Below are 17,234 nucleotides of genomic sequence, written 5' to 3'. Positions count from 1 at the left end.
GGCATGCGATGAAAGCAGTCATTCTGGCAGGCGGGCTCGGCACCCGTATCAGCGAAGAGTCTCACTTAAAACCTAAGCCCATGATTGAGATTGGGGGTAAACCCATTCTCTGGCATATCATGAAGATTTACTCCGCTCATGGGGTAAATGATTTCATCATTTGTCTGGGGTACAAGGGTTACGTTATCAAGGAATACTTTGCCAACTACTTTTTGCATATGTCGGATGTCACCTTCGATATGGTCAATAACCGTATGGAAGTACACCACAATCACGCCGAGCCCTGGAAAGTCACGCTGGTTGATACGGGCGAGCATTCGCTGACGGGCGGTCGGCTCAAGCGAGTGAGCGACTTTTTACAAGGTGAAGACGCTTTTTGCTTTACTTACGGTGACGGTGTCAGTGATATCAATATTTCTGCACTTATTGAATTTCATCGCACCCATGGCAAGCTCGCCACTGTCACCGCGGTGATACCTCCGGGGCGTTACGGTGCGCTTACGCGTGCTGATGATCAGGTCACAGGCTTTATGGAAAAGCCACGAGGCGATGGCGCCGTAATCAATGGTGGTTTTTTTGTACTCTCCCCCAAGGTGATTGACCATATTCGTGGCGATATGGAAAGTTGGGAAGGTGAGCCGCTGGTCAAGCTGGCAGAAAGCGGTGAGCTGATGGCCTATGAGCACAATGGCTTCTGGCAGCCGATGGACACCTTGCGTGAGAAAAATATGCTGGAAGATCTTTGGCAGAAGGGGAGTCCTCCGTGGAAAGTATGGGCATAAGCCCTGTTGCTAATCCCCGTTTCTGGCAAGGCAAACGTGTTCTCGTCACCGGTCATACGGGTTTTAAAGGGAGCTGGCTGACATTATGGCTTGCTCGTATGGGCGCGCAGGTGACAGGCATCGCTCTGAGCGCCGAGCCGCAGAGCCTGTTTGTTGCCGCCGATATCAAGTCTCTTTGTCACGATATCACCGTGGATATTCGTGATCTGAACTCAGTAACAAGCGCGGTGAGGCAGGCTGAGCCAGATATCGTTTTTCATCTTGCAGCACAGGCATTGGTGCGTGAGAGTTACCGCGACCCGGTCAACACTAGCAGTACGAATGTACAGGGTACCGTTAATGTACTTGAGGCGCTGCGAGCCTGTCCTTCTGTTCAGACAATTCTTTGTATTACTACCGATAAGGTATATCACAACCGTGAATGGGCATGGCCTTATCGTGAACAGGACACCCTAGGTGGTCACGACATTTATAGCGCCAGTAAAGCCGCATGTGAGCTTATGGTGGCGGCGTATCGAACGTCATTCTTTGCTGAGCAAGGTGTGGCACTGGCCACCGCCCGCGCAGGGAATGTGATAGGTGGCGGCGACTGGTCTGCTGACCGGCTTATTCCTGATGCAATCCGAGCGTGGAGCCAGGGGGAGGTTGTCGATATTCGCCGGCCTGATGCAGTAAGACCCTGGCAGCATGTGCTGGATTGCCTCAATGCTTATCTGATTTATGCCGAACATTTAAGCGACAAAACTGACTCTCCTTTATCGTTGAATTTTGGGCCGGATGCAGCCGATGTGGCGAGCGTTCGGGAAGTGATTTCTCGTGCTGGTGCGATTTTTACTGATGCGCGCTATCACTTTCACGAGCAGCCAGAAGGCCCGCACGAAGCAGGTTTGCTTGTACTTGACCCATCACTTGCGAGGCAATCATTGGGCGTGTCTAACCATTGGCCTCTGGCGCAAACACTTGATCGTACAATGCAGTGGTATAAGGGTTTTTTTGCAGGTGAGTCCGCGCGCGCTTTATGTGATTCCGACATTGCGGCGATGGAGGCAGAATGCCATCTCTAACAATTACTGATACGCCAATTGCCGGGGTAAAAGTGATTCAGCGCACGCCTCGTCGTGATGAAAGAGGTGCATTAACGCGTCTTTTTTGTCAGCAGGAACTGGCGGAGGCGGGCTGGCATCAACCGATCGCGCAGATTAATCACACGCTTACATGTAAACAAGGTGTTGTGCGTGGCATGCACTTTCAGTATTCCCCTTATGCCGAAATGAAGCTTATCAGCTGCATTCGTGGAGCTGTGTGGGATGTCGCATTGGATATGCGCGAGAATTCGCCCACCTTCCTGCAATGGTATGCACATGTACTTTCTGCTGAGAATGTTTGTGCGTTATTACTACCAGAAGGTGTAGCGCACGGCTTTCAAGTGCTGCAGGCCAATGCTGAACTTATTTATTGTCATTCGGCGCCTTACATGCCTGAGGCTGAGGCTGGTTTACATCCACTGGATCCGCGTCTGGCGATTAGCTGGCCGCTGGCTCCCCATAGTCTATCTGCACGTGATCAGCAACACCCCATGCTGGAGCAAGGTTTTACAGGAGTGAAAGGTTGATGAAGTGCCGCCATTGTGCTCATCCTTTGCACCATCGATTTGTCGATCTTGGTTTTGCTCCGCCTTCAAATGCTTATCTGACAAAAGAGCAGCTGCAGCTGCCTGAGACTTATTTCCCGTTACGCGTGAAAGTGTGCGGCCACTGTTGGCTGGTACAAACCGAAGATTATGCGGCGGCCGATACATTGTTTGATCAGCATTATGCCTACTTCTCGAGCACCTCAACGGGCTGGCTTGCCCATGCGAAACACTATTGCGATGAGGTGGAGCATAAGTTGGCGCTTGGTCGTGATAGCTTTGTGGTGGAGGTTGCCTCCAATGATGGCTACCTGCTGCGCAACATGGTGGCTAAAGCGATTCCTTGTTTAGGCATTGAGCCGACGCAAAGCACGGCAGAGGCGGCACGCTTGCAGGGTATTCCTGTGTTGTCTGCATTTTTTGGTGAGGCGTTAGCAAAGACGCTGGCACAAGAAGGGCCTCAGGCTGATCTGATCATTGGTAATAACGTGTTTGCCCATGTGCCTGACATCAATGATTTTAGTCGTGGTCTGAAAGCTTTGCTGAAGCCCACGGGGACTATCACGCTTGAATTTCCTCACCTGCTTGAGCTTATTACTCTTGGTCAGTTCGACACGATTTATCACGAACACTTTTCTTATTTGTCTTTGCAAACGGTCAGTACCATTCTCTCGAGTGTGGGGCTTAAAGTCTTTGACGTTGATTCCCTCAGCACACATGGTGGCAGTCTGCGTGTATGGGCGTGCCATGCGGATGATGAGCGAGAGGCAAGCCTTCAGGTAGAGAATATTCTCGCGCGTGAGAAACAAGCGGGGCTTTTCTCTTTAACCACATACACATCCTTTCAGCAGAAAGCCGATAAAATTAAGGATGATTTGCTGGGCTTTTTGTTAGAACAAAAACGTGCCGGACGACGCGTTGTGGCCTATGGCGCCGCCGCCAAGGGCAACACCCTGCTTAACTATGCTGGCATCAAGCCCGACCTTTTACCCTATGTCTGTGATGCAGCAGCTTCAAAGCAAGGTAAGTACTTGCCCGGCAGCCATATTCCCATTGTCGCACCTGAAGTGTTAGCGAGTACGCCGCCAGAGGTGGTGCTGATTTTGCCCTGGAATATCAAGATGGAAGTGATGCAACAGCTGAGCTTTCTGCGAGAGGCGGGGACGCGCTTTGTCACCGTAGTGCCCACGCTGGAGGTGGTATGAACGAGCGGATTGCCTATACCAAGCCTTCTATTACCGCGCTTGAAGTTGGCTATGCCACCGATGCCGCTGCCAATGGCTGGGGCGCGCAGTGCTACGACTATATCCATAAATTTGAGCGGCTTTTTTGTCAGCACCTGGGGGTGCGCTATGCAATTGCCACCTCAAGTTGTACTGGCGCTTTGCATATGGGAATGGCGGCGTTGGGTATTGGCGAGGGTGATGAAGTCATTCTGGCCGATACCAACTGGATTGCAACGGTATCACCGGTGGTGCACTTAGGCGCAACGCCGGTATTTGTCGATATTTTACCGGATACCTGGTGTCTTGATCCTGAGCAGGTGGAAGCGGCCATTACCCCCAACACTCGTGCGATTATTGCTGTGCATCTCTATGGCAACCTCTGTGATATGGGCAAGCTGCTGGCGCTTGGAGAGAAGTACGGCATTCCCGTGATTGAAGATGCGGCAGAAGCTATCGGCTCAGTCTGGCAAGGCAAACGTGCAGGAGCGATGGGGCGTTTTGGCGCATTTTCCTTTCATGGCACTAAAACCATTACCACAGGCGAGGGCGGGATTTTTGTCACTAATGATCCTGAGCTCTACGAAACCGTACTGACGCTCAGCAATCATGGCCGTGCGCGCGGACAGACCCGGCAGTTCTGGCCGGAGATGGTGGGCTTTAAATATAAAATGTCGAACATTCAGGCCGCTATTGGTTGTGGTCAGCTTGAGCGTATCGAGGAACTAATCCAGCGCAAACAACAGATTATGGCGAACTATCGTCAGGCGCTGATGGGGATAGCGTGTATTCAGTTAAACCCTGAGCAACCGGGTGCCACGATTGGTGCCTGGATGCCGAATGCGGTATTTGATAAGGGCAGCGGTATTACTGATCAGGCGCTGATGCAGGCTTTTCAGTCGGCCAACATCGACGCCCGACCATTTTTTGCGCCGTTAAGCGCTCTGCCCATGTTTGCAGGTGTTCAACCTGAACCGGTGGCAGTGGATATCGCTGGCCGGTCGATCAATCTGCCGTCTTATCACGATATGACGCATCAACAACAGGAACGTATCGTTCAGGTATTAGCAGGGATGGCATAGCACTATGGCATATCTCAGTGACAAGCAACGGGAACAGTTCCAGCGAGATGGCGTGCTGGTGGTTCCTCAGTTTTACCCTCTTGAACAGGTACATCAGGTCCAGTGGGGTATTTATCAGATCATCGGGCAGGTGATGCTTCGTCACGGCGTTGAAGATACACGTGATGCTTTCTCACCTGACACCTTCGATCAGGTGTTTATTGAGCTGATCCAACGTAATCGTGCCTGGGGCGGTGAGATATATGATGCGGTAAAGCAGATACCCGCATTTTTGCGTTTAGTCGCACACCCTGCCCATGAAGAGCTGTTTAACGAGTTGCGTGAGAACGCGATTCCGGGGATGGCCGCAGGCGGCTACGGTATTCGGATTGATATACCTTTCGAGGACAAATACCGTGCTATGTGGCATCAGGAGTATCCGGCCCAGCTGAGAAGTGTCGATGGTCTGGTGTTCTGGAGTCCGCTGGTGGCTATCACTGAAGCGCTTGGTCCGGTGGCGTTTTGCCCGGGGTCTCACCGACGTGGAATCTTACCGGTTTATCAGACTGATCCACAGGGAACAGGACGTTCAGGGGCGTATGCGCTGCGTATACGCGATGAGGCCGATGTCCTGACGCATTATCCGCAAGTTGCGCCTCTCACCGCGCCTGGTGATCTTGTCATTATTGATTTTGCTGTTATGCACTGCTCCGGATTTAACATATCGAACCGGGCGCGCTGGTCCATGCAGTTCCGTTATTTCAATTTTGCCGATCCTGTTGGCCGCAGTCATGGCTGGAAAGGTTCGTATGCCGCCGGGGTCGACTTCACCACGATTCACCCTGAGCTGTTTTGTTCGGAGTCTCCCGATGAAGTGTAATGTTTGCCATGAGTCTTTTGATGAACCCGTCTATTGCTCTGGCAGCCATGTGTCACTGACTTCCCTGTGTGAGCTACGCTCAGGTCAGGTCAGTGTATGGAGTTGCAGGCACTGCGGTCACCTGCAGAGTCAGGCGCTGGACGATGAAGCTTCTTATTACGAGAACGACTACAAAATATCGCTGACCGAAGAAGATGAAGATCAAATTTATGAAGTCGTTGACGGACAGTCACGCTTTCGGACCGATCATCAGCTTGCGGTATTACTGCGTAAGTTGCCTATTAAGTCGGGAGCGCGAGTGCTCGACTTTGGCTGCGCCAAAGCTTCTACGACGCGAAAATTATTAGCAGTGCGTGAAGATGTACAGCTTCATCTCTTTGATGTCAGTGACATGTACAAACCGTACTGGAACAGTTTTGTTGCTTCTGACGCCTGCGCTACCTTTGTCACGCCCCCAAGCTGGAACGCACGATTTGATGTCGTTACATCATTCTTTGCGCTGGAACATATCGGCGAGTTGTCAGATACCCTGACAACTATCTGGCAATTGCTCGACGTCGGCGGCGTATTCTACGGCATCGTGCCGGATACCTTTGGGAATGTGGCGGATTTTGTGGTGGTGGATCATGTGAATCATTTCACCGCCCCTTCGCTTCAGTTCTTGCTCTCTGGCTCAGGCTTTACCGACATCGAAATCGACGCACAGGCACATCGCGGCGCACTGGTATTCACCGCGACGAAAACGCAGAAGGTACAGTCTCCTGTATTGGCAGAGCGTGGCGATGTTCACGAACGTGCGCTAGCCCTTGGTCAATATTGGCAAAGCATCGACCGATGTATTGCACAAGCAGTGGCTCAGCAGGGAGACGGCGAGGTCGCCATCTATGGCGCTGGTTTTTATGGGGCATATATTGCCAGTGCCATCAGGTCGGACATCAATCTGGTTTGCTTTCTTGATGCGAATCCCTTTCAACAAGGCAAGAAGCTCTTTGATATCCCGATTCTGGCGCCTCAGTCACTTCCTCTGAGCGTGAGTACTCTGTTTGTTGGCCTCAATCCGGCCATTGCCCGGCAAGTCATCGAGAGTATGCCATGGCTCACGGAGCGGGGGCTTTCTATCATTTATCTGGATAATGGCTCTCATGATTGAAGGTACTGACATCCGTCTGAGGCCGTGGTCAGAGCGTGACTTTGATGTACTTCAGCAAATGCGTAATGACATTGCCCTGCAAACACAATTGCTGGCGCGAGCGCGCGGCAGTAGCGCCAGTAGTGTGCGTGAGTGGCTGCAGCAGCGATCCGCCAGTAGCACGGATATTTTTCTGATAGTGGCGAGCACCAGTACAGATGAACCTTTGGGGTTTATTCAGTGTCGTCAGATGGATATTGTCAGCCGCAATGCTGAGATGGGTATTGGTCTGATAGCCAGTGCGCAAGGGCAAGGCATAGGCGGTCATGTTCTGGCATTGCTGAAAGATTATGTCTGGTCAACCTGGGGGATGAGAAAACTCTGGCTCAAAGTTAGTGCCGATAATCTCGCGGCGATCAGGTGCTATGAAAAGGCCGGTTTTTCTGAATGTGGCAGATTGCGGCAACATATTTTTATAGACGGACGATGGCAGGATGTACTGCTAATGGAGATGTTCCTGGCGGAGCCTGAGACACCATGAACATCGTCATCTCTCAGTCGATGCTGTTTCCCTGGGTAGGCATGCTGGAGCAGGTTCGCCTTGCCGACATCTATGTACATTACGATGATGTGCAGTTCTCCAAAGGCAGTCTGGTCAATCGAGTGCAGGTGAAAACGCCTCAAGGCACTCGTTGGATGACAGTGCCGCTGAAAGGTGTGCACTTAGGACAGGCCATTCAGGATGTTAGCATCTCCGATGATAAAGACTGGCGTTCGCTGCATTTGCGGTTGTTACATGAGAGTTTTGCTTCCTCGCCTTTTAAAGATGATGCACTGTCTCTTGTGGAGTCTGTCTATGCTGAGCGTTACACCAGCCTGGCCGCACTCTCCCGGGCCTCGCTGCTGGCGTTAGTGAAGTACTTTTCACTGGATCAGCAGTGCCAGTTTCTGGATGTTACATCCCTGAATATCTCCGGAAGTAGTACCGATCGTGTGTTTGACGTTGTCAGGCATTTGTCTGGAGATACCTATATTACTGGTCATGGCGCACGCGCTTATCTTGAGCATGAGCGTTTTGCAGCCGCAAACGTGAATGTTGAGTATATGAACTACCAGCGTACGCCCTATCCACAGTCGCATGGGGCTTTCACGCCTTATGTCACGGGGCTTGATCTGGTGGCGAACTGCGGTAAAAAAGGCGTCGACTATATCCATTCTGAATCCATTGACTGGCGAGAGTTTCTACAGTGAATCCACATGAGCTTTTTCAAGAAGAAGTAAAGTCTAATATCAAAGGGCTTGGTGACGATCAGGATATGCAGGCTCTTTCCAGAGTGTGGATTCGTGAAGTGGCGCGGCATAAATGGGCTTATAACTTTTCATGGTTAGGTCGCCCAGCTATTCAGTTTCCTAATGATGCCTGGGGGCTTCAGGAGATCATCTGGAAGGTAAAGCCGGATTTGATTATTGAAACAGGTATTGCCCACGGTGGTTCGTTGATCTTTAGTGCCTCGATGCTGGCAATGTTAGATATGTGCGAGGCCATTGAGTCCGGAAAAACTCTTGATCCTAAAAACTCTTCCCGAAAAGTTATCGGTATTGATATCGACATCCGCAGCCATAACAGAGAAGCGATTGAAGCACACCCTATGGCATCCAGAATTACTATGCTGGAAGGGTCGAGCATTTCTGATGACATTGTTGCTCAAGTACATACGTTGGCAGAGGGATATAAGTCGGTTTTAGTCTGCCTGGATAGTAATCATACGCATGATCATGTACTCGCTGAACTAAAGGCCTACGCAAGCTTAGTCACTCCCGGAAGTTATTGTGTCGTCTATGACACACTTATCGAAGATATGCCTGCTGATATGTTTCCGGATCGCCCCTGGGGTCCCGGAAACAGCCCAAAAACAGCGGTTATGGAGTTTCTGAAGAATAACAAAGAATTCTTTGTTGATAAGCATATTCAGCATAAATTGCAAATTACAGTGGCAGTAGATGGGTTCTTGTGCAGGTCGAAATAATTCAGAATTTATTTGCTGCTGTTGTAGTTATTACGATGAGTAATGATAGTTTTCCAGGGTGGGCTGATGAATTCCGAGCGTGAAATAGTTGATTTTTTTGAGTCGGTCAGAAGAAAAAAACAAGGCATGCAGGGGCAGGATTTTAACACCCTGCCCGATATTTCTCTGAGTGAATTAAAGCGTCTGGCCAGTTTTCTGGCATACGACACAACAATGCTCTCTCTTCGAGATACGTCAAAGCGTTGTGTTTGGCATGTTGCCATGCCAAAGAGTGGTTCTACCTGGGTAACCAAGGTGATGGAAAAGTATCTTGTTGGTCGAGGGTGGAAAGCGGGTTGGCCTTGCCATACGGGTGGAAGATTTCAAGACCTGTCCATGCCTGAGTTTTACAGGCAAAAATTGTTAGACGATGATATTTTTCTAATGCATATGCATGTTTTACCAAATGAGTGGAATGTTTCATTTGCCAGACAGCTAAATGCAAAGGTCATTCTTCAGATAAGAAATATTCAAGATGTTTTGGTTAGTCTCGTGGATCATTATGAGAAAGAAAAAAGTCTGCTCCCTTTTGTGTCTGTAGATCCCAAATTGTGGGAGATGTTTTCTGCAAATGAAAAAATTGACTTTGTCGTAGAACAGATAGGGCCTTGGTATATTAAATTTTGGGCATCCTGGTTTTTCTTTATTGATAATAAGTCAACACTGGATGTTGAGCTTGTGCGATACGAAAGCCTGGTCGATGATAGACAGACTGTATTCTCAAAAATTGCTGATTTTTGTGAGGGAGAATATCTCATTGAAAGAGAGTTTGATTACACCGGTTTTACACGTTTTAATAAGGGTGTAGTCGGTAGAGGGGGAGATATTTCTCAGCAATCTATTTGTAAATTAAAAAGAATGACTGAAATGTATCCTGATGTTGACTTTTCTTATATGGGTTTGTAACGGTTGAATGAAAGGGTGCATCATTTTGACTCTGTATTGGGTGGTGCTCCATAGAAATATATCGGTAATAGATTCCTTAAAGTGAGGCGAGATCTGCTTGCATAGAAATAAAGTTTCATGTTTGGATTTGGCACGATCAACCATATTCTTTTTTTAAATATTTTCTTGGGTTTTAATTTTTTTTGATTAATAATTTTTATTTTTGAACAGTAAATAGAAGTGTCTTTTTCATGGCTGGAGTAATAAGAGCAGTTCAAGTGTGTTTCATCAGTCGATAACCCGGGATAACTGCAGTCCCCTCCAGAGGGCAGTGTCAGGCTGTCTACGACCCCACCATCCATCCCCAGTTCTGCCACTTCAGTCCACTGCGGTACCCACTGGTCTACTTGTTCATATCGACGATACGCCGCGTAGAACCCAGACCGATTCGGGTTCCAGATTAATACTGGCCCGCCAATACGGAATCCCATCGGCTGCCACTGCCAGTCGCGATAAGGCGGTGTTGCCGTACCCCAGAGGCCTTCAGTAATCTTGTTATCTTTGTTGTCTCGGCGTAGCAGGCAATATGCTTTTCCTGACTCATCAAAGCACAAGCCATGCTCATTGGCATACTGGTTATCAAACTCCTCCAGCCGGTGATAGTGCCACTGGCCATCCAGGGTCCATTCATACCAGAAAAGACCCTTTGTTCCTCCCGTACCATAAGCCAGACCATAAGCGGTGCTCTGATGCCAGGTAATTCGCCATAGCCAGTGATTGGGCTCGGCAACAGGGGTGCCTGAACTCCAGTGTTCACCGTCATGGCTGGTCCAGTAGTGGCACTGGTGTTTAATCGGGCCTTCCTGATAAGCCGCGGCGCTAAGCAGTATCAAGGAGTTGTCAGGCCCAATGCTTAGTTTGGCATCACGCAGGTCGGCATCAGGAAGTGAGATGAGTGCGCAGCTTTGCCATTCTCCCTTTACGTCCCTAAGAATGCGTATGGCTCCATCAGGAGAGACGTGTGCACTGCCTTCTCGGAAGGCCAGGAAAAGGGTGCCATTGAAGAGTTGTAAATCGGTAAAGGCATTGTGTTCGGCATGATCCCAGATCAGTTTGCAGTCAAGTAGTTTCATTGCGCTCTCTCCGGGATATGGTACGTTGATACACGGAAATATTATCGGTGAGTATTTTAATTCTTTAAATTCAAAAGCTTAGCACGGTGGGGTTGATTTGTTGCAAGGTCATGTAACACTCGGCATGTAATAATACTCACAACTACCTTACGGGTTGAAGGTGATGACAAGCAAAGGTGACAAGGTTTCAGCACCACTCCAGGGGGTCGATGAAAATGCTGAGCGAGATACTCTGCAGCAGCAATTACTCCTGACTACTGCATTTACTGAGTTTAATCAGCTGGCGGGTGAGCTTAGTCAGCGCTATCAGGCCCTTGAACAAGAGGTACTGCAACTGCGTGTGCAGTTGGCTGACCAGCAACAGCAGCAACAGCGTGCCGAAAGTGATCGACTTGCAGTCACTGAGCAATATGAAGCTTTGCTCGATATTTTGCCTCTTGGCATGGTAATGATTGATAACCGGGGTCAGATTCGTCGTGCGAATCCCACTGCTTTGGCATTGCTTGGTGAGCCGCTGGAGGATGAACTGTGGTTCAACGTAATCCGGCGCAGCTTTGCTCCCCGTAAGGATGATGGCCATGAGATTTCCCTCCGTTCTGGCCGGCGGGTATCGGTTTTGACCAACTCTCTTCCGGATCAGGCAGGCCAGATTGTCTTGCTGCATGACCTGACAGAAACCCGCCTGCTGCAGTCCCGGCTGAGTCACCATGAGCGTCTGACGGCGATGGGGCAAATGGTCGCTGCCCTGGCTCATCAGGTACGTACTCCCTTGTCCGCTGCTCTACTCTATGCCTCCCACCTTCAGAACCCGGCTCTGGCTGAGCCTCAGCGGTTGCAGTTTGCCGGGAAATTGCGCTCCCGGCTGCTGAATATTGAACAGCAAATAAAGGACATGCTGATCTTCTCCCGTGGTGAGACTCAGCTCAATGATGTGATGACGGTGAGCCAGCTACTGCGTGCTATTGAAGATGCGCTGGACGTACCGCTGACAAGTCATGATGCTGATTGCGATATTCGTGATGACAGCCAGGGGGCAGTGGTACAGATCAATCGTGAGGTGTTGATAGGTGCTGTGTTAAATCTGGTCAACAACGCGTTACAAGCCTGCTCGGTGGGTGTTGAACTGCATCTGGTAGGCGAGAGGCTGGGTGAACAGGTCGCTATCTGTGTGATTGATCCGGGGCCGGGCATCAGTGCTGAACATATACAGAAGGTGCTTCAACCTTTCTATACCACCAAGGCTCAGGGGACGGGTCTGGGCCTGGCCGTAGTGCAGGCCGTTGCCAAGGCACATGGAGGACGCTTCGAGCTGAGTTCAAGGCCGGGACATACCTGTGCACGTATTATCCTGCCTTGTTATCAGGGTTCCGCGGCATCTTCGTCTATTGATGAGCAAGATCCGCGTTCGACTGTTGGAGAATTAAAATGAGTCAGGCGAAGCTGCTGCTGGTGGAAGATGACGCCAGCTTGCGTGAGGCGCTGGAAGATACTCTGGCCATCGCCGGGTACCAATTTGTGTCAGCGGGCAACGGTGAACAGGCGCTGGTGCAGCTCGAACAGCATAGTGTCGATATGGTGATCAGTGACATCAACATGCCAGGGATGGACGGTTACGAGTTGCAGCAGCGTCTGCGCCATCAATATCCCTACCTGCCAGTGCTGCTGATGACTGCTTATGGCGATATCAGCAAAGCTGTCGAGGCCATGCGTAATGGGGCGGTGGATTATTTGCTCAAGCCCTTTGAGCCTGCCGCACTGCTCACCATTGTTGACCGTTACCTGTCTGGCAGGTTACCTGTCACTGAGCAGGAAGAACCTGTTGCTGAAGACCCTTCAAGCAAACGGCTGTTCCAGCTGGCGCGCCGAGTTGCCGGGTCAGATTCCACCGTGCTGATTTGCGGTGAGTCGGGGACGGGTAAAGAAGTCATGGCGCGTTACATACATCAGCACTCTGTGCGTGCCGACAAGCCTTTCATTGCCATCAACTGTGCCGCTATTCCAGAAAATATGCTTGAGGCCACTCTGTTCGGCTATGAAAAAGGCGCATTTACAGGCGCCTATACCGCTATGCCGGGCAAGTTTGAGCAGGCGAACGGTGGAACCATTTTGCTGGATGAAATCAGTGAAATGGCGTTGGAGCTGCAGGCCAAGATTCTGCGCGTACTGCAGGAGCGGGAGGTAGAGCGACTTGGTGGCAGAAAAACGCTGCAGCTGGATGTGCGCGTGCTTGCCACGACCAACCGTGATTTGGCCGAGTACGTCAGTGAAGGGAAGTTTCGTGAAGACCTCTACTATCGCCTGAATGTCTTTCCGCTGGAGTGGATGCCGTTGCGGGAGCGTCCGCTGGATATCAAGCCATTAGCTGAGCGCCTTCTGGCCTTGCACAGCCGCAAGCAGGGCAGGGCCAAGGTAATTCTCAGCGCTGCTGCCGTCGCTGAGCTGTCTGCCCATAAGTGGCCCGGCAACGTACGTGAGCTGGATAACTGCATTCAGCGTGCATTGATCCTGCAACCGGGGTCAGTCATCGAAGCTGACGACATCTGCCTTGATATGTCGCAATTCAGTCGCTCCCCCAGGATCAGCGATACAGTGCAGGTAGGCGGTGATGCCGCTGATGAGCCCTTACTGGGCGCGGCTCTGGAGAGCAATAGCGCGCTCGGTGCAGACATGATGCAGCACGAATTTCAGTTAATTCTTGAGGCGTTAAAAAGTACGCGTGGCAGCCGCAAGGATGCAGCGGAAAAGCTGGGTATCAGCCCCCGTACCCTGCGCTACAAGCTGGCGCGTATGAGAGAGGCAGGAATGGATATACAGGACAAGCAGTGGTCGCCCTGGTGATCGTGTTATCAGCGGCAGCGCTTCAGTATCAAAGGAGATCGACGTGAAAGGCATCTACATATCCGGAACCCACCAATACGGTGCTGCTGATGCTTTCATGACTGCGCTGATAGATGAACTTGGGTTGCTGGGAGTGGTGGTAGAGGTCGTACCATTTGATGATCTGGCGACCAGCTATCCACGCTATCAGGATGAAAAAATTGATTTTGTCCTCTCGGTCAACGGTATCGGTGTCAAGGTGCCTGTCTCGGCCAGAGGATCCCTCGCAAGTAGTCTGGATTGCCTGCACATCAGTTATTACCTGGATCATCCGCTTCATCACCTGGCGCGATTCTTTCAGGCTCCTAATCATCTGGCGCTCTGTGTCGATCTGGATCACTGTGATTTTGTCACCATGGTAGGAGGGCGCGCCCGGTTTTTCCCGCATGGTGGCAGCGCCACTGTTGACCCGGGAAACATCGATCAGCTGAAAAGCATCATTGCAGATAAGACAATCGATGTGTTGTATCCGGTGTCATACTTCGATTACGCGAAACAGTTACAGCCCATTCGTACTGCGGCCTCGTTCATGGCGGATGCCATTGAGCGTGGAGAGGTGACGACCTTGCGGGATTGTCTGGTCAGACTGAAAGTCATGGCGCCCAAAGGGCAGCCAGCTACGCCTCTTACCAGTCAGCTATTGGCTGCACTGAGGCAAATGGACCTGTGTATTCGGGCGCGTAACCGGGAGCGGGAAATCAAGGCGTTTACAGCTGCCGGTATTCGCCTGACGCTGGTCGGCAGGCATGTCGATCGTTATGCCCATCTGGGTGACCATGATTACCTTGGTGAAGTGAGTTTCACAGAAGCGCTGGCGTTGATGAAAAAGTCCCATTGGGTACTGCATAACTCACCGGGCTTTGAGCATGGTTTGCATGAGAGGATCACTTATCCATTGATGAATGGGACGAGGGTGATTACCCGATACAATTCCTATCTGGACGATCACCTGGGCAGTCTTTCTTCATTAGTCTTCTATCGCACCTCGTATGAGCTAAGCCAGATTATCACTGCAGGTTATGACTATGATCTGCAGAAACTTGCTGTTGATATGGCAACTGCCACCCAAGAAATGAGCTGGCGCGCAAGGGCGATAAGTCTCAAATACATCATTGGAGAATTAAGCCCTTCCGCCACCTAGATACTTGTATTTCTACGAGGTCGTTGATTTGGCTATCGGTTACAGCCATGTGCAATGAATCGTGATGTACCTGTTTATCAGCGTGTCACATTAGTCGTGTGGTGGTGGGAAGCATCGATGCTGGCGCAAATATACCAATGTCTAATTATTGCCCCTGTAGCTCGGGGGGTATAACAGCCATCAAGCAGCTGGTGCGGGGATGGCAACAGCCCATAACTATAAAGTTCATGTACACACTGGCTCGGAATCAGGCAGGGCGCGACTATAGCGTTGAACTTGTCCGTGTTTCGGAGCCAGGCCTGCAACTCTTTCAACGACAATAATAGCTAGCAAGGGCATGACCATGAGTGATATCAAGGTGTATCCGGTAGACAAGGAAGGGGCCAAGTCGGCCTGGATCAATGAAGAGAGCTATCAGCAGTTATACCAACAATCCGTAGACAGTCCCGATGTATTCTGGGCAGATCAGGCCAAACGGCTGGACTGGATTACTCCTTTCACCAAAGTTAAAAACACCAGCTTTGATCCGCACAATGTCAGTATTCGCTGGTTTGAGGACGGCGAGCTGAACGTCAGCCAAAACTGCCTTGATCGTCACCTCGCTACTCGAGGAGATCAGGTCGCTATTATCTGGGAGGGTGACAGCCCGGATGAAAGCCTGAACATCACCTACAAAGAGTTACATGAGCAGGTGTGCAAGTTCGCCAACGCGTTGAAAGCACAGGGCGTCAAGAAAGGTGATGTTGTTACCATTTATCTACCGATGATTCCTGAAGCCGCCGTGGCAATGCTGGCCTGTACGCGTGTAGGGGCTGTTCACTCCATTGTCTTTGGTGGTTTCTCTCCCGATGCACTGGCAGGCCGTATAGAGGATGCCGGTTCCCATTTTGTGATTACCTCGGATGAAGGATTGCGCGGTGGTAAACGCGTTCCCCTGAAGAAGAACGTAGATGTGGCATTGAATAATCCCAATGTCAAAGTCGATCACGTTGTGGTGATCAAACGCACCGGAGGCGATGTTGCCTGGAGCGAAGGGCGTGACCTCTGGTATCACGAGCTGATGGCTACGGCATCAGCGGATTGCCCTGTAGAGGTGATGAATGCTGAAGACCCAATGTTCATCCTCTATACCTCCGGTTCTACCGGCAAGCCAAAAGGCCTGAAACATACCACGGGCGGTTATCTGCTTTATGCATCCATGACGCATCAGTATGTCTTTGATTATAAGGACGGTGATATCTACTGGTGTACAGCTGACGTGGGTTGGGTTACCGGTCACTCCTATATCGTCTATGGGCCTCTGGCCAATGGCGCCACGACTCTGATGTTTGAAGGGGTTCCCAGTTATCCCGATAACAGCCGCTTCGGCCGGGTCATCGAAAAGCACAAGGTGAATCAGTTCTATACCGCACCAACCGCGATCCGCGCGCTGATGCAGCAGGGCGAAGATGTGCTGGGTGACAGCGACCTGTCCAGTCTACGTATTTTGGGTTCGGTGGGTGAGCCCATTAACCCTGAGGCGTGGGAGTGGTACCACCGTATCTTCGGTAAAGGCCAGTGCCCGATTGTTGATACCTGGTGGCAGACCGAAACCGGCGGCATCATGATTGTACCTTTGCCTTATGCTACCGCTGCCAAGCCAGGCTCTGCGACACGTCCGTTCTTCGGTGTGCAGCCCAGGCTGGTCGATAACGAAGGTACTGAGCTGGCAGGAGCGACAGAAGGTAATCTGGTCATCGCTGATAGCTGGCCGGGTCAGGCACGCTCTATCTGGGGGGATCACGAGCGCTTTGTGCAAACCTATTTTTCCACTTTCAAAGGTTACTATTTCACCGGTGATGGTTGCCGCCGAGACGGTGATGACTACTACTGGATTACCGGACGTGTGGATGACGTTATCAACGTATCCGGCCACCGTATGGGAACGGCAGAGGTAGAGAGTGCACTGGTGGCTCATCCCAAGGTGGCTGAAGCTGCTGTGGTAGGCTACCCGCATCCGATCAAAGGGCAGGGTATCTACGTGTATCTGACATTGCAGGCGGGAGAGGAAGGCACCGAGGAGCTGTCGAAGGAGCTGAAAGCGTGGGTGCGTAACGAGATTGGCCCGATTGCGACTCCAGATCTGATCCAGTTTGCACCCGGTATGCCGAAAACGCGTTCAGGAAAAATCATGCGCCGTATTTTGCGCAAGATCGCGGAGGACGATTTCGGTGCACTGGGCGACACCTCGACCCTGGCTGACCCCAGCGTGGTAGAGGACCTGATCAGTAACCGGCAGAACCGCTTGCGCTGACAGGTTGATTTGATCAAACACTCCCCTGCCATGGGGAGTGTTTGTTTTATAGGCGTCCACTGAATCTATCTCGAGAAAAAGCACGGTGTCGTAGCGTTAAGTCATTCAAAATGTGACATTTTTGCTATTTTTTT

General features: G+C 50.9%; 16 protein-coding genes. 15 read left to right on the top strand and 1 reads right to left on the bottom strand.

Going from position 1 to position 17,234, the window contains the following annotated elements; all coding sequences use genetic code 11:
- Positions 1-8 precede the first annotated feature (8 nt).
- From rfbF to QCD60_RS01750, 11 genes are all read left to right on the top strand, one after another.
- Positions 9-782 carry a glucose-1-phosphate cytidylyltransferase gene (gene rfbF, locus QCD60_RS01800; protein ID WP_279781839.1) on the top strand — a complete coding sequence of 258 codons (774 nt, stop codon included), beginning with the start codon at positions 9-11 and terminating at the stop codon, positions 780-782.
- A complete protein-coding gene (gene rfbG / locus QCD60_RS01795; protein WP_279787864.1) occupies positions 773-1,846 on the top strand; it encodes a CDP-glucose 4,6-dehydratase in 1,074 nt (357 codons plus the stop codon). The genes rfbF and rfbG overlap by 10 nt, the downstream gene beginning before the upstream one ends.
- The gene (locus QCD60_RS01790; protein WP_279781837.1) at positions 1,834-2,394 is read left to right on the top strand and encodes a dTDP-4-dehydrorhamnose 3,5-epimerase family protein; all 561 of its coding nucleotides are present in this window, start codon (positions 1,834-1,836) and stop codon (positions 2,392-2,394) included. The genes rfbG and QCD60_RS01790 overlap by 13 nt, the downstream gene beginning before the upstream one ends.
- Positions 2,394-3,617 carry a class I SAM-dependent methyltransferase gene (locus QCD60_RS01785; protein ID WP_279781835.1) on the top strand — a complete coding sequence of 408 codons (1,224 nt, stop codon included), beginning with the start codon at positions 2,394-2,396 and terminating at the stop codon, positions 3,615-3,617. The genes QCD60_RS01790 and QCD60_RS01785 overlap by 1 nt, the downstream gene beginning before the upstream one ends.
- Complete coding sequence (locus QCD60_RS01780) at positions 3,614-4,717, top strand: DegT/DnrJ/EryC1/StrS family aminotransferase (RefSeq protein WP_279781833.1); 1,104 nt, start codon at positions 3,614-3,616, stop codon at positions 4,715-4,717. The genes QCD60_RS01785 and QCD60_RS01780 overlap by 4 nt, the downstream gene beginning before the upstream one ends.
- Positions 4,718-4,721: 4 nt before the next feature.
- Positions 4,722-5,576: a phytanoyl-CoA dioxygenase family protein gene (locus QCD60_RS01775; protein ID WP_279781830.1), complete on the top strand. Its 855-nt coding sequence runs from the start codon at positions 4,722-4,724 to the stop codon at positions 5,574-5,576.
- Positions 5,566-6,726, top strand: a complete 1,161-nt coding sequence (locus tag QCD60_RS01770; RefSeq protein ID WP_279781828.1) for a class I SAM-dependent methyltransferase — start codon at positions 5,566-5,568, stop codon at positions 6,724-6,726. Before QCD60_RS01775 ends, QCD60_RS01770 begins: the two co-directional genes overlap by 11 nt.
- A complete protein-coding gene (locus tag QCD60_RS01765) occupies positions 6,710-7,246 on the top strand; it encodes a GNAT family protein (RefSeq protein WP_347949897.1) in 537 nt (178 codons plus the stop codon). The genes QCD60_RS01770 and QCD60_RS01765 overlap by 17 nt, the downstream gene beginning before the upstream one ends.
- The gene (locus QCD60_RS01760) at positions 7,243-7,956 is read left to right on the top strand and encodes a WbqC family protein (protein ID WP_279781824.1); all 714 of its coding nucleotides are present in this window, start codon (positions 7,243-7,245) and stop codon (positions 7,954-7,956) included. Before QCD60_RS01765 ends, QCD60_RS01760 begins: the two co-directional genes overlap by 4 nt.
- A complete protein-coding gene (locus QCD60_RS01755) occupies positions 7,953-8,732 on the top strand; it encodes a cephalosporin hydroxylase family protein (protein ID WP_279781822.1) in 780 nt (259 codons plus the stop codon). The genes QCD60_RS01760 and QCD60_RS01755 overlap by 4 nt, the downstream gene beginning before the upstream one ends.
- A 66-nt stretch (positions 8,733-8,798) precedes the next feature.
- A complete protein-coding gene (locus tag QCD60_RS01750; protein ID WP_279781820.1) occupies positions 8,799-9,677 on the top strand; it encodes a sulfotransferase domain-containing protein in 879 nt (292 codons plus the stop codon).
- A gap of 20 nt (positions 9,678-9,697) precedes the next feature.
- Here QCD60_RS01750 and QCD60_RS01745 read toward each other — a convergent pair whose 3' ends face one another.
- Positions 9,698-10,789: a hypothetical protein gene (locus QCD60_RS01745; protein WP_279781818.1), complete on the bottom strand. Its 1,092-nt coding sequence runs from the start codon at positions 10,787-10,789 to the stop codon at positions 9,698-9,700.
- A 163-nt stretch (positions 10,790-10,952) separates the two neighbouring features.
- On the opposite strand from QCD60_RS01745, the gene QCD60_RS01740 reads away from it, so the two are divergent.
- The 4 genes from QCD60_RS01740 (at position 10,953) to acs (ending at position 17,100) form a co-directional block, all read left to right on the top strand.
- Positions 10,953-12,218: an ATP-binding protein gene (locus QCD60_RS01740; protein WP_279781816.1), complete on the top strand. Its 1,266-nt coding sequence runs from the start codon at positions 10,953-10,955 to the stop codon at positions 12,216-12,218.
- On the top strand, positions 12,215-13,627 hold the full coding sequence (locus tag QCD60_RS01735) for a sigma-54 dependent transcriptional regulator (RefSeq protein ID WP_279781813.1): 1,413 nt from the start codon (positions 12,215-12,217) through the stop codon (positions 13,625-13,627). The genes QCD60_RS01740 and QCD60_RS01735 overlap by 4 nt, the downstream gene beginning before the upstream one ends.
- Positions 13,628-13,670: 43 nt before the next feature.
- A complete protein-coding gene (locus tag QCD60_RS01730) occupies positions 13,671-14,807 on the top strand; it encodes a hypothetical protein (protein WP_279781811.1) in 1,137 nt (378 codons plus the stop codon).
- Between the two features lie 343 nt (positions 14,808-15,150).
- Positions 15,151-17,100: an acetate--CoA ligase gene (gene acs, locus QCD60_RS01725; protein WP_279781809.1), complete on the top strand. Its 1,950-nt coding sequence runs from the start codon at positions 15,151-15,153 to the stop codon at positions 17,098-17,100.
- Positions 17,101-17,234: the final 134 nt, after the last annotated feature.

This window comes from Pokkaliibacter sp. MBI-7 (assembly GCF_029846635.1).
Classification (GTDB): domain Bacteria; phylum Pseudomonadota; class Gammaproteobacteria; order Pseudomonadales; family Balneatricaceae; genus Pokkaliibacter.
This window is presented reverse-complemented; position numbering and strand designations above follow the sequence as displayed.

Bases quoted from the DNA above. Each gene is read 5' to 3' on its own strand.
- rfbF (WP_279781839.1), top strand. From the start codon at position 9: ATGAAAGCAGTCATTCTGGCAGGCGGGCTCGGCACCCGTATCAGCGAA.
- rfbG (WP_279787864.1), top strand. From the start codon at position 773: ATGGGCATAAGCCCTGTTGCTAATCCCCGTTTCTGGCAAGGCAAACGT.
- QCD60_RS01790 (WP_279781837.1), top strand. From the start codon at position 1,834: ATGCCATCTCTAACAATTACTGATACGCCAATTGCCGGGGTAAAAGTG.
- QCD60_RS01785 (WP_279781835.1), top strand. From the start codon at position 2,394: ATGAAGTGCCGCCATTGTGCTCATCCTTTGCACCATCGATTTGTCGAT.
- QCD60_RS01780 (WP_279781833.1), top strand. From the start codon at position 3,614: ATGAACGAGCGGATTGCCTATACCAAGCCTTCTATTACCGCGCTTGAA.
- QCD60_RS01775 (WP_279781830.1), top strand. From the start codon at position 4,722: ATGGCATATCTCAGTGACAAGCAACGGGAACAGTTCCAGCGAGATGGC.
- QCD60_RS01770 (WP_279781828.1), top strand. From the start codon at position 5,566: ATGAAGTGTAATGTTTGCCATGAGTCTTTTGATGAACCCGTCTATTGC.
- QCD60_RS01765 (WP_347949897.1), top strand. From the start codon at position 6,710: ATGGCTCTCATGATTGAAGGTACTGACATCCGTCTGAGGCCGTGGTCA.
- QCD60_RS01760 (WP_279781824.1), top strand. From the start codon at position 7,243: ATGAACATCGTCATCTCTCAGTCGATGCTGTTTCCCTGGGTAGGCATG.
- QCD60_RS01750 (WP_279781820.1), top strand. From the start codon at position 8,799: ATGAATTCCGAGCGTGAAATAGTTGATTTTTTTGAGTCGGTCAGAAGA.
- QCD60_RS01745 (WP_279781818.1), bottom strand. From the start codon at position 10,789: ATGAAACTACTTGACTGCAAACTGATCTGGGATCATGCCGAACACAAT.
- QCD60_RS01740 (WP_279781816.1), top strand. From the start codon at position 10,953: ATGACAAGCAAAGGTGACAAGGTTTCAGCACCACTCCAGGGGGTCGAT.
- QCD60_RS01735 (WP_279781813.1), top strand. From the start codon at position 12,215: ATGAGTCAGGCGAAGCTGCTGCTGGTGGAAGATGACGCCAGCTTGCGT.
- acs (WP_279781809.1), top strand. From the start codon at position 15,151: ATGAGTGATATCAAGGTGTATCCGGTAGACAAGGAAGGGGCCAAGTCG.